A 12,280-nucleotide genomic window follows, 5' to 3' on the forward strand; every position below is an offset into this window, starting at 1 on the left:
GATGCCCTCACCCCGCCGACGGCGTCATCTGGCCGGACCAACAATGTGCCCGACGACTCGGCCGTACGTGTCGTTGGTTTCGCGTCATTCAATGGCGATATCCGGACATCCGGTCACGCGCGAAGTCGACGGCGGGCCGCATCTCGACCAAAGTCGCTTTCCGCCCGGCCAGTTCCCCGAACTCGACGAGTTCTCCAGGAAGTTCACCCCCCAGCGCGGCGAAACCGCTGTCGTCCAGCGCGGTGTCCTCGTACGAGATCCAGTGGCCCTTCTCCCCGACCACGCACTCGTACGTCCGCCGGGGCCGGGGCGGATCCGTCCGGTACTCGGCGAGATGGAACGCGCTGCACACCTCGAATCCCACCCGCAGCAGAAGGACTTGGGCCCGCGCCGCATACAGCCGGGCGAGCGGCGAACGCTCCCCGAGCAGACAGTGCGGGTCGTGTCCGTCGAGCAGTTCGGCGGCGCGCGGGCCGATACCGGCCATCGAGGTCTGGGGATGCGCGCTGCGCACGGCACCCGGGCTGGTGCGGACACACTCGGCCAGCACTCCCATGGACGCCCGGCAGGGCGTGGTGAGCGGCTCGAACGGCAGCATCGACGCCTCGAACTCCCTCCGCGCGTCCTCGCTCAGCCCGCTGGTCAGGGCCCGATGGGCGCGCGAGGAACGGGAGTTCTCCTGGGTGAACGCGGGCACGACCAGCGTTCCTTCGGGCCCCAGGGTGTCGAGCAGGGCGTCCCGCACCTCGGTGTCCCGCAGCCCGCTGTCCCGCAGCGAGGCGTGCACCATCAGGACTCCGCCCCGGCGGATCCCCAACGTCCGCAGCAGCAGGGCGAGTTCACCGAGGTCAGCCATGCCCGCCCGTCCTCTCCCGCCACTCGGCCCACAGCAGGCCGGCCAGTGCGGCCCCGGTCCCGGTGAGCTGCCGCTGAGGCAGCGCGTCCAGTTCGGTGAGCGCGCGGTGGGCCTCCTTGAGGGCGACGGCCCGCCCGTCCGTGTCGGGCCCGTGCACGGCGCTCGCTTCGGGGACCGACGCCAGCGCCTCGCTCGCCTCGTCCAGCAGACGATCGGCCCGGCTCCCCGGTACCGCCAGATCCGTCGTCTCCCGCAGCGCGGCGAGCCGAGCCCGCCGCCCGAGCCGGGGCAACTGCCGTACGAACTCCTCCGGTTCGGTGTCGACGGCGACCCCGAGAGCACCGGGCGCGTGCCGGCCCAGCTGGACTCCGGCGCCCTTGGCCAGCGGGGTCACGACTGTGGCGACCAGGACACGAGGATCGTCGTGCCGGCCGGGCAGCCGCTCGTCCAGCAGCGCGTGGCACCGCTGGAGCAGCTCACGGAAGCCGTCCCGCTCACCGAGGTCGAGCGGCTCGGCGACGGGGGAGGAGAAGCAGTCACGGAAGGGATCGGCGTCGTCGATCAGCGGCCCGCCGCCGCTCACGGGAGGAAGCGGAAGGACGTGCAGGGCACGCCAACGGGCGCTCCCGCTCCAGGAGTTGCCATCGCCGTCAAGGAGGACCCGCTCCTCGCTCTCGTCCCCTGTGTGCCGTACGAGGATGCCGTCCGCGTCCGTCGTCACCTCGACCCGGCCGGGGCCGGGCAGTTCCAGGGTGCCCAGGGTCGGCAGATGCAGCCGGGCGGCCGGATGCTCCCACGTCAATGTCACCCCGGCCCTCGCCCGGGCGGCCGAGGCCACCACCAGCGGGGCGAGCAGCGCGGGCTCGGCGGGACCGTCCCAGGCGAGGCGCAGCGCGGTACGGGTGTAGGGGTGCGCGAGCACCGCGTCCACCTCGGTTCCCGTGCGGTCGTCGGCGTCCAGGCGCAGGAGTGCCTGCCAGGCGCCGTCCCAGTCGGAGCCGGGTGCCGTGCCGGGGTCCCCGGCCGCGCGGTCGTTCGTCAGCCGCAGCAGGTCACGTGTCAGCTTGCCCTGCGAGAAGGCGAGTTCACCGGCGTCGTGCAGGGCCGGGGCGAGTGCGCGCTCGGTGATCCGCTCCGCGACGCCCTCGACGAAGGCGCGCAGGTCCGCGCAGAACACGGACGGATTGTCGAAACCCCGCTCGCTGCTGTACCGGTGTGCGTAGAGCCCGCCCCCGCAGGACTCGACGACCGGGCACCGCCGGCAGGTCTCGCTGACCCCCTCGATGCCCAACTGCCGTGCCTGTACGCCGGGATGGCGGGCGTACTCCTCGAAGCCGTGCCGGAACACGTCGTACCCCGTGGCCGGAGCCCCGTCGTAGGCGGCCTTGAGGGAGTCGGCCTGTTCGATCGTGCCGTCGGTCTCGACGACCGCGAGATCGGACGGGGCCAGCCCCATGGCCTCGGTGAGACTGGGGCCGCCGCGCAGGGTGCTGAGCACCGAGTCGAAGGTGCGCACCTTCATCGGGCGGCCCTGCTCCTCCCAGCGGTCGAAGATCCTCAGCAGCCATTCGGCATACGGGGTCGGGGAATCCGTGATTCCGGGGGGAGGCGGGCTGTCCCAGGTCGAATGCGGCAGCAGGTAATCGATCCGGGGCGGGGCGAGAGCGGTGAGCGCGTCATGGACCGCGACCGGATCGTTCTTGATGTCGACCGTGCAGAGCAGGCCCATGTAAAGGTGCCGGTATTCCGGTGCGCGCAGCCGTTCGATGCCGGCCAGAACCTTGTCGTAACTGCTGCGTCCCCGCCGGTCGAGACGATGCCGGTCATTTGCCGCACGATCACCGTCGAGAGAAATTCCGACCTTCACATCGAATTCCCGTAGGACCTCCAATTGGGGCCCGTGCAACAGCATTCCATTCGTGTGCATACGGAGGTCGACGGTGGTGACGGGAGACAGGATGCGGGTGAGTTCCGCGCAGATGTCGCGGAGTCGTCCAGGACCCACAAGAAGGGGTTCTCCGCCATGCAGAATGCACGACACGGAATCGAGTCGATGGGTTTTCGCATAGGACGCGAGACGTTGTGCGACGTGCGCGACCGTGTCCTCGGAGATCACCGTCGGCCGCGATTTCCAGCTCTGGTCGGCCAGCTCGTACATATAGCAGTGATCGCAAGCGATGTTGCATCTGCTGTGGATCTTCAGGACCAGTTCCTGGATTTGAGTCACCCGGCATAGCTTAGGGCTCCGCGAGCGGCTAAGGTGCCATCAACTCCACACCGCACCGGGTAAGTTGGGACGCCCGGGTGTGGGGGGCCAGGGCTCCCGGCAGTGGGATTGCCGGGAAGCCCCAGGTCACCGGGACTGCTGCCGCTCAGATTGCGGCATCAAAGGTGATCGGCTTCTTCGAGGTCCATCCGGCGGCGTCCGTCAAACGTCCGGTCGACTTGATGACGGCGGCCTTGTCGGTGGCGACGGACACCAGCGGGGTGTGCCGTCGGGGTGCCGGACGGAGAAGGGTCGAGGTGCCTGCGGCTGCCGATGCCGACGTGATTGCCGTGACCTCGATGTTCATTTCGTTCATGGCTGTCTCATAGCTCCACTTCGTCGAGGGAACAGGTCCCAGCGCCATCCCGTTCCCGTCGTAAGGTTGGGATGATCACTTAGGACCCGTAGACGTTCTTGGACAGCCTGAGACCTGAGCTGACACTTCTCGCGCGGACGCTATCATGCAGTGCAGTCGAACGCATACCGGGGGGTGTGCAGTTCTCGTGCACTTGAGCGAGAATTTCCATAGGTGTTCGCTTCTAGCCGTACGGGGGGACCATGCGGACTGGAACTCCAGGGCCAAGTGTGACTTTGAGTGACGCTGACCTGCCGCCACTCTTCCGGATTAGTGACCATCGCGCGCTGGCCAGGCAAGGAGAATCGTTTCGCGCGGTCCGTACGCAGCTCGTCACCCTTCTGCTGGCCACCACCACGGCCATGCTCGCGGAACGCCTCGACAGCCATGTCCCGGCGGCCATGGCGGCAGTGCTGTACGCGGCGACCATCGCCGTCGGCCTGCACACCGCCCGCCGCCGGGCCCGGGCCCACTGGCGCGCCCACCGGGACGTCGCCGAGCTGCTGAAATCGCTGGCCTGGCAGTACATGGTGCACGGCGGGCCCTTCCACTCCCAGGTGGCCGACCCCGACGGACTGTTCGCCGAGCGGATGGAGGCGCGGCTCGCGGAACTCCGAAAGGTCGGGTGGGCCGACGACTCCCGCTACGGGACCCGCGCCCGGGGAATCGCGCAGATCACCCCGGCCATGCGGGCCGTGCGGGCCAAGCCGTTCGAGGCGCGGCGGGACATCTACCTCCGCGACCGGCTCCTCGAACAGTTCGTCTGGCACCGCAACAAGGCCGCCCAGACCCACCGCTCCTCCGTCCACTGGTCGTCCGTCACCGCCGTACTGACCCTGCTCGCCCTGCTCTCCGCCGGCCTCAGGGCCCTCGGGGTGATCGACGGCTGGGATCTCACCGGCCTGCTCAGTGCCGCCGCCGCGGCCGGTGTGGCGTGGCAGGAGGTACGCAGGCACCGGCCCCTGGCGTACGCGTACGGCCTCATCAAGCAGGACCTCGACATGGTGCGGATCACGATGACCAAGACGGTGACGGAGGCGGGCTGGGCCGAGGCGGTGGCGGACGCCGAGCGGCTGGTGTCCCCGCAGCACACCGACTGGGTGGTCCGGTTCGGGAGCTGAACCGGTATCCGCACCGCCGATGTCCGCACCGCCGGTATCCGTCTCGCCGGGGAGCCGAGCGAGTTAAGTGAACGCTTAATCAGCCGTTGACACCCTCCCCGGCAAGCGGTGAAGTGCCCCCGGACACCACGTCCGCACGACTGACATGGGGAAGTCAGGGGGGATGCGGTATGCAGGTTCCCGCTCCGTTCGAGTACCGGCGCGTCGGCAGTGTCCCGGAGGCCGTCGCTCTGCTGGACAGGCTGGGCGACACCGCCCGGCTGGTGGCCGGCGGGCACAGCCTGCTGCCGATGATGAAGCTCCGGCTGGCCAACTTCGAGTACCTGATCGACATCAACGACCTGCACGGCGAGCTGGGTTACATCCGCGCCGAGCCCGGACTGATCCGCATCGGCGCGATGACCCGGCACCGCGAACTCCTGGAGTCCGACCGACTCGCCGCCGCCTTCCCGGTGTTCCGGGACGCCGAACGCGTCATCGCCGACCCCGTCGTCCGCAACCGCGGTACGCTCGGCGGCTCGCTCTGCCAGGCCGACCCCTCCGAGGACCTGTCCGCCGTGTGCACGACGCTCGACGCGAGTTGTGTGATCCAGGGCGTGGACGGTCAACGGGTCGTGCCCATGGGCGAGTTCCATCAGGGGCCGTACGAGACGGCCGTCGGCGACGCCGAGATGCTGATCGAGGTGCGCCTCCCGGTCCGGCCGAACGGGTCCAGCGCGTACGAGAAGGTCGAACGGCGGGCCGGGGACTGGGCGGTGGTGTCGGCAGGGGCCGCGGTGTGGCTGGACGGCGACGGACTGATCGCCGACGCCCGGGTCGGACTCGCCGCCGTCGGCCCCAACACTGCCGGGATCGAGGGCGTCGGCGACGCCCTGCGCGGCCGGCCGCCCGGCGAGGAACTGTACGCGCGGGCCGGGGACATCGCCGCCGAGGCCTGCTCGCCCGTCACCGACCGGCGGGGCAGCGCCGAGTACAAGCGGCACCTGGCACGGGAGTTGACCGTGCGCGTGCTGCGCAGGGCCGTGGCCAGGATCCACGGAACCGATGGACAGGGGGTGTGACGCGCATGCAGGTCACCATGACCGTCAACGGGGACGAGGTCACCCGGGAGATCGAGGGGCGGCTGCTCCTCGTCCACTTCCTGCGCGACCATCTCGCCCTGACCGGCACCCACTGGGGCTGCGACACCAGCAACTGCGGTACGTGCGTGGTGTGGTTGGACGGCGAGCCCGTCAAGTCCTGCACCGTACTCGCCGCCATGGCGGGCGGGCACGAGGTGCGGACCGTCGAGGGGCTGGCCGGGGCCGGCGGTCAACTCGACGCCGTGCAGAGGGGGTTCATCGAGTGCCACGGGCTCCAGTGCGGGTTCTGCACGCCCGGCATGATGATGACCGCCCGCGCTCTTCTCGACCGCAACCCCGACCCCTCCGAGCCCGAGATCCGCGAGGCGATCTCCGGGCAGATCTGCCGCTGCACCGGGTACGCCACCATCGTCCGGTCCGTGCGGTGGGCCGCGGCGGAGGAGGCCGGGACCCGGACCGAGCAACCATCGGACGAGTTGGCGAGCGGTCCGGGGGGTGTCTCATGACCACCGTCGCCGGGCGCGACTCAGCCCACAGCCAGGACGGCAGGCCTACCGCCTTCGTCGACAACGACCAGAAGCCCTGCGGCCACGGCCGGATGCTCCGCAAGGAGGACGCCCGTTTCGTGCGCGGCAAGGGGCGTTACGTCGACGACCTCCAGCTCCCCGGCATGCTGCATCTCGCCGTCCTGCGCTCGCCGTTCGCGCACGCCCGGATCGTGTCCGTCGACACCACCCTGGCCGAGGCGCACCCGAAGGTCCGGCTCGTCGTCACCGGCGCCGCGCTCGCCGAACAGGGCCTCGCCTGGATGCCGACCCTCTCCGGCGACGTCCAGGCCGTCCTCGCCACCGACAAGGTCCGCTTCCAGGGCCAGGAGGTCGCCTTCGTCGTCGCCGAGGACCGCTACGCGGCCCGGGACGCCCTGGAGCTGATCGACGTCGAGTACGAGGCACTCGACCCGGTGATCGACGTACGCACCGCGCTCTCGCCCCAAGCCCCCGTCATCCGGGACGACTTGGAGGGCAAGGAGGACAACCACTGCTTCGACTGGGAGACCGGGGACGCCGCCGAGACCGAGGCCGCGTTCGCCCGCGCCGATGTCGTCGTCACCGAGGACATCGTGTACCCGCGGGTGCACCCGGCGCCCATGGAGACCTGCGGCGCGGTCGCCGACTACGACGCCGTCGACGGCCGTCTCACCCTCTGGTCCACCACCCAGGCCCCGCACGCCCACCGCACCCTCTACGCGATCGTCGCCGGACTGCCCGAGCACAAGATCCGGGTCATCTCCCCGGACATCGGAGGCGGCTTCGGCAACAAGGTGCCGATCTACCCCGGTTACGTGTGCGCGATCGTCGGCTCGCTGCTCACCGGGAAGCCCGTGAAGTGGATGGAGGACCGGGCGGAGAACCTCATCAGCACCGGCTTCGCCCGCGACTACGTCATGCGCGGCGAGATCGCCGCGACCCGCGACGGCAGGATCCTCGCCATCCGCACCAACGTCCTCGCCGACCACGGCGCGTTCAACGGCACGGCGGCGCCCGTGAAGTACCCGGCCGGCTTCTTCGGCGTCTTCACCGGCAGCTACGACATCGAGGCCGCCTACTGCAAGATGACGGCCGTCTACACCAACAAGGCCCCGGGCGGCGTGGCTTACGCCTGCTCGTTCCGCATCACCGAGGCGGTCTACCTCGTCGAGCGGATCGTCGACTGCCTGGCCCACGAACTCGGCGTCGATCCCGTCGAGTTGAGGATGAAGAACTTCATCCGCCCCGAACAGTTCCCCTACCGCAGCAAGACCGGCTGGGTGTACGACTCCGGGAACTACGCGCCCACCATGGAACTCGCCAAGCAGCTCGCCGGGTACGACGAACTCCGCGCCGAACAGGCCGAGAAGCGGGCCCGCGGTGAGGTCATGGGCATCGGCGTGGCGTTCTTCACGGAGGCGGTCGGCGCCGGGCCCCGCAAGGACATGGACATCCTCGGGCTCGGCATGGCCGACGGCTGCGAGCTGCGCGTGCATCCGACCGGGAAGGCGGTCGTACGGCTGTCGGTGCAGACCCAGGGGCAGGGCCACGAGACGACGTTCGCGCAGATCGTCGCCGAGGAACTGGGCATCCCGCCGCAGGACATCGACGTCGTGCACGGCGACACCGACCAGACGCCCTTCGGGCTCGGCACCTACGGCAGCCGGTCCACGCCCGTCTCCGGCGCCGCCGCCGCGCTGGTCGCCCGCAAGGTCCGGGACAAGGCGCGGCTCATCGCCTCCTCGATGCTGGAGGTGTCGGTCGCCGACCTGGAGTGGGCGAAGGGCTCCTTCCGGGTCGCCGGCGACCCCGAGGCCTCGGTCACCATCCAGGACATCGCGATGCGCGCACACGGCGCCGGCGACCTGCCCGACGGCGTCGAGGGCGGCCTGGAGGCGCAGATCTGCTACAACCCCGAGAACCTCACCTACCCGCACGGCGCCTACATCTGCGTCGTCGACATCGACCCGGGGACGGCCAAGGTGACCGTACGGCGGTTCGTGGCCGTCGACGACTGCGGGACCCGGATCAACCCGATGATCATCGAGGGGCAGGTGCACGGCGGCCTGACCGACGGGGTCGGGATGGCGCTGATGGAGATGATCTCCTTCGACGAGGACGGCAACTGCCTCAGCGGCTCCCTGATGGACTACCTCATCCCCACCTCCCTCGAAGTCCCCGACTGGGAAACGGGGTTCACCGTCACCCCGTCCCCGCACCACCCCATCGGCGCCAAGGGCGTCGGCGAGTCCGCGACCGTCGGCTCACCGCCCGCCATCGTCAACGCGGTCGTCGACGCGCTGAAGCCGTACGGCATCCGGCACGCGGACATGCCGCTCACGCCCTCACGGGTGTGGGAGGCGATGAACGGGCGCCCGACGCCACCGATCTGACCCGATCCAAGCCGATCTGAGGGATCGTCATGAAAACGGTGAGTGCTCGTGCGCGTGAACTGACCGAAGGACGCGTGCCGTTCGTGCACGCCCGTGTGGTGCGCGCCCAGGCGCCCGCCTCCGCCCGCCCCGGCGACGAGGCCATCGTCTACGGCGACGGCACGATCGACGGCTTCGTGGGCGGCGTGTGCGCGGAGGGCTCGGTGCGTACGGCGGCACTCGACGCCCTGCACGGCGGCGGGCCGCTGCTGCTGCGGGTCCTGCCCGAGGGGGAGCCCGAGTTCCCGCCCGCGCCCGGAGCGCAGGTCGTCGTCAACCACTGTCTGTCGGGCGGCGCGTTGGAGATCTTCCTGGAGCCGGTGCTCCCGCCCCCGCTGATCGAGGTCGTGGGCGGCACCCCGATCGCGGAGGCGTTCATCGCCCTCGCCGACGTACTCGGCTACGCCACCGCACGCTCCCTGCCGGAGGGCCCGCCCGCCGAACAGACGGTGGCGGTGGTCGTGGCCGGGCAGGGGAGAGGGGACGCCGAAGCGCTGCGGGCCGCCCTCGACGCCGACGTCCCGCACATCGCGCTGGTCGCCAGCAGGCGCCGGAGCGCGGCTCTGATCGAGGAACTCGGCCTGGAGGAAGGGGAGTCGGCCCGGATCCACACCCCGGCAGGGCTGGACATCGGCGCGCGCACGGCACCCGAGATCGCGCTGTCGATCCTGGCGGAGGTGGTGTCGGCCGTACGGCGGACAGCGCGGCCCGTGACCGTGCGCAGCGACTGACTGGTGGCCCCGATGCCCGAACCGCCCGCCCGGCCCGTGCCGCCGGCCCTGTTCAAGGACGCCGACGACGTACGCCAACGGCTGGACGACGTCGGTTACTTGGTGGACGAGGGCACGGCGACCGCCCTCTTCCTCGCCACCGTCCTCGGCCGGCCGCTGCTGCTGGAGGGCGAGCCGGGCGTGGGCAAGACCAGCGCGGCGAAGGCACTCGCCGAGGCCCTGGACACCCCGCTGATCCGGTTGCAGTGCTACGAGGGACTGACGGCGGGGGAGGCGCTGTACGAGTGGAACTACCAGCGTCAGCTGCTCGCGGTCCGGCTCACGGAGGCACATGGACAGCCGGGGAAGGATGGCCAACAGCCGCTGACGGAAACGGACTTGTTCACCGAGGAGTTCCTGCTCGACCGGCCGCTGCTGCGCGCGGTACGCCACCGAGGTCCACTGCCGCCCGTCCTCCTCATCGACGAGATCGACCGCGCCGACGACGAGTTCGAGGCGCTGCTCTTCGAGTTCCTCGGCGAATCGGCCATCACCGTCCCGGAGTTGGGCACCTTCGCCGCCGTACGGCCGCCCGTCGCGATCCTCACCTCCAACCGCAGCCGCGAACTCCACGACGCGCTGCGCCGCCGCTGCCTGTACCACTGGATCGACTTCCCGGCCCCCGAGCGCGTGGCGGAGATCCTGCGCCGCTCGGTACCGGCGGCGAACGAGCCGCTGATCGCGTCGGCGACGGAGTTCGTCGGGCGGGTGCGCGGCCTTGACCTGGACAAGGCGCCGGGCATGGCGGAGGCCATCGACTGGGTGTCGGCCCTGGCCGCGCTGCGGGTGGCGCGCCTAGCCCGCGGGGACATCGTCGCCACGCTCAGCGCCGTCGCCAAGAGCCCCGACGACCGTGTCGCCGTCACCGAGGCCCTCGAACAGCTCGGCTACCCCGGACAAGCGAGGAAACCATGAAGATCGACAACGAGTTCGAGGTCGGCGTGCCCGTCGAGCGGGCGTGGCAGGCGCTCACGGATCTGGCGGGCCTCGCCCCGTGCATGCCGGGCGCCCAGCTCACGGGCGTGGAGGACGAGGTCTACCGGGGCCGGGTGAAGGTGAAGGTCGGGCCGGTGATCAGCCAGTTCGCGGGCACGGCACGCTTCGTGGAGAAGGACGAGGCGGCACATCACGCGGTGATCAGCGCCGTGGGCAAGGACACGCGCGGGGCGGGCAACGCGTCGGCGACGATCGACGCCCGGCTGCGGGCGGAGGGCGCGGGGACGGTCGTGACGGTGTCCACCGACCTCAACATCAGCGGAAAACTGGCCCAGTTCGGCAGCGGGATGATCAAGGAGATCTCGGAGAAATTGTTCACCCAGTTCATCGAGAACGTGGAGGCGCAGCTGCTGACGCCGGACGCGGAAGAGGCGGAGGCCCCTGCGCCGGCGGCGGAGCCGAAGCCGCCGGCACAGGCAGAGGTGCAGCCACAGCCACAGCCACAGCCGCAGGCTCCGGTCCCGATGGCCGTGTCGCCGCAGCCCGTGCAGGAACCGCTGGACCTGATGCGGCTGGCCGGAGGGTCCGTCAGCAGACGGCTGATCCCGGTGGCCGTAGCCGCAGTCGTCGTGGCCGTGGTGATCTACCTCCTGGTCCGGTGACGCCAACCGGACCTGTCCTGCGGGCAGTTGACCGGGCCGCGTTCGCCGTCGCGCTCGCGACCCGGCTTCGGGAGCGGGGCGTACCCGTGGGCCTCACCGCCACCCAGGACCTCGTACGGGTGCTGGCCGCCGTTCCACCGGCCTCGCGGACGGCGCTGTACTGGACGGCCCGGGTCACCCTCGTCCGCGAGTACGGCCAACTGGCGGCATTCGAGGAGGTGTTCGCCGGTGTCTTCGGTGAGGCGGTGCTTGCCGTGGACCCGCACGCGCGCCGGAACGGACGTACGCCGACGGGCGAGAAGGGCCCCTCGGCGTCGACCAACTCCATTGCGGCTACCGGCGATTCGGTCCTGCCCTGGGTCACCCTCCCGCCTGCCGTCACCGGGGCGGACCAGCAGGACGACGGCCGAACGCTGACCGCCGTACCGGAACGGCTGCCCAGCGAACTGGCCGCTTCCGTGGACACGCCCTTTGAACAACTATCCCCAAAGGACGCGGAGTTGCTCGGACGGTGGTTGGAGAGGGCGTTGGGGGAGTGGCCGAGGCGTCGGTCGCGGCGGTACGCGGTACGGGTCGGCGGGCCGCGTGTGGCGATCCGGGAGACCGTGGCGCGGGCCCGCCGGACGGGCTGGGAGCCGGTGCGGCTGGTGCGGACGGGGCCGGTGGAACGGCCGCGCCGGGTCGTCGTGCTGTGTGACGTCAGCAGGTCGATGCAGCCGCAGGCGGTCGCGTATCTGCATCTGATGCGGGCACTCACGCTGACGACGGACGCCGAGGTGTTCGCGTTCGGGACGACACTGACCCGCCTCACCACGGTCCTCGGACACCGCTCGGCCGAGGCGGCGGTCGACGAGGCCACCGAGCGGGTCGGCGACCGGTTCGGCGGCACCCGGATCGCGCACTGCCTCGCCACCCTGCTCGCCTCGCACCACGGCGGCACCCTGCGCGGAGCCGTCGTCCTCATCTGCTCGGACGGCTGGGACGGGGACCCGCCCGACCGGCTCGCGGCGGCCATGGCCCGGCTGCGACGCCGCGCCCACACGGTGATCTGGCTGAACCCGAGGGCAGCCGCCCCGGGCTTCGAACCCCGTACGACGACGATGTCCACCGCGCTGCCGTACGTCGACCTGCTCCTCCCGGCGGACAGCTTCGGGGCGCTGCTACGGGTGCCGGGCGAGGTGGCGCGCCTCGGGGCCGCGAACTCCCGCTGAGCACACGGCACTCACCCGACTCCGGCTCAGGAAGCACACAGTTCCCACAAAGTTCCGTCGAC

General features: G+C 70.6%; 11 protein-coding genes. 8 read left to right on the forward strand and 3 right to left on the reverse strand.

The features are described from left to right. Positions 1-88 precede the first annotated feature (88 nt). The 3 genes from OG787_RS34655 to OG787_RS34665 form a co-directional block, all read right to left on the reverse strand. Positions 89-856 carry an aminoglycoside N(3)-acetyltransferase gene (locus OG787_RS34655; RefSeq protein ID WP_405537845.1) on the reverse strand — a complete coding sequence of 256 codons (768 nt, stop codon included), beginning with the start codon at positions 854-856 and terminating at the stop codon, positions 89-91. After that, complete coding sequence (gene fxsBH, locus OG787_RS34660; RefSeq protein WP_405537846.1) at positions 849-3,083, reverse strand: radical SAM/SPASM protein FxsBH, inactivated beta-hydroxylase extension form; 2,235 nt, start codon at positions 3,081-3,083, stop codon at positions 849-851. Before fxsBH ends, OG787_RS34655 begins: the two co-directional genes overlap by 8 nt. 145 nt (positions 3,084-3,228) lie before the next feature. Further along, a complete protein-coding gene (locus OG787_RS34665; RefSeq protein ID WP_369035726.1) occupies positions 3,229-3,438 on the reverse strand; it encodes a hypothetical protein in 210 nt (69 codons plus the stop codon). 242 nt (positions 3,439-3,680) lie between these two features. Between OG787_RS34665 and OG787_RS34670 the strand changes: the two genes are divergently transcribed. The 8 genes from OG787_RS34670 to OG787_RS34705 all read left to right on the forward strand — a co-directional run bounded on the left by OG787_RS34670 (position 3,681) and on the right by OG787_RS34705 (position 12,218). Next, complete coding sequence (locus OG787_RS34670) at positions 3,681-4,598, forward strand: DUF4231 domain-containing protein (RefSeq protein WP_369035727.1); 918 nt, start codon at positions 3,681-3,683, stop codon at positions 4,596-4,598. Between the two features lie 170 nt (positions 4,599-4,768). After that, on the forward strand, positions 4,769-5,659 hold the full coding sequence (locus OG787_RS34675) for a xanthine dehydrogenase family protein subunit M (RefSeq protein WP_369035728.1): 891 nt from the start codon (positions 4,769-4,771) through the stop codon (positions 5,657-5,659). Positions 5,660-5,664: 5 nt separating this feature from the next. After that, entirely contained in the window at positions 5,665-6,186 is a 522-nt protein-coding gene (locus tag OG787_RS34680; protein WP_369035767.1) for a (2Fe-2S)-binding protein, read from the forward strand. Next, positions 6,183-8,600 carry an aerobic carbon-monoxide dehydrogenase large subunit gene (locus OG787_RS34685; protein ID WP_405537847.1) on the forward strand — a complete coding sequence of 806 codons (2,418 nt, stop codon included), beginning with the start codon at positions 6,183-6,185 and terminating at the stop codon, positions 8,598-8,600. Before OG787_RS34680 ends, OG787_RS34685 begins: the two co-directional genes overlap by 4 nt. Positions 8,601-8,629: 29 nt before the next feature. Beyond that, positions 8,630-9,370 (forward strand): XdhC family protein, encoded by a 741-nt coding sequence (locus tag OG787_RS34690; RefSeq protein ID WP_405537848.1) that lies wholly within the window; start codon positions 8,630-8,632, stop codon positions 9,368-9,370. A gap of 12 nt (positions 9,371-9,382) precedes the next feature. Further along, positions 9,383-10,324, forward strand: a complete 942-nt coding sequence (locus tag OG787_RS34695; RefSeq protein ID WP_369035731.1) for an AAA family ATPase — start codon at positions 9,383-9,385, stop codon at positions 10,322-10,324. Beyond that, the gene (locus tag OG787_RS34700; RefSeq protein WP_405537849.1) at positions 10,321-11,007 is read left to right on the forward strand and encodes an SRPBCC family protein; all 687 of its coding nucleotides are present in this window, start codon (positions 10,321-10,323) and stop codon (positions 11,005-11,007) included. The genes OG787_RS34695 and OG787_RS34700 overlap by 4 nt, the downstream gene beginning before the upstream one ends. Continuing rightward, positions 11,004-12,218, forward strand: a complete 1,215-nt coding sequence (locus OG787_RS34705; RefSeq protein WP_405537850.1) for a vWA domain-containing protein — start codon at positions 11,004-11,006, stop codon at positions 12,216-12,218. The genes OG787_RS34700 and OG787_RS34705 overlap by 4 nt, the downstream gene beginning before the upstream one ends. Positions 12,219-12,280 lie beyond the last annotated feature (62 nt).

Origin of the sequence: Streptomyces sp. NBC_00075 (assembly GCF_045041225.1) — a bacterium.
In the GTDB taxonomy this organism is placed as follows: domain Bacteria; phylum Actinomycetota; class Actinomycetes; order Streptomycetales; family Streptomycetaceae; genus Streptomyces; species Streptomyces adonidis.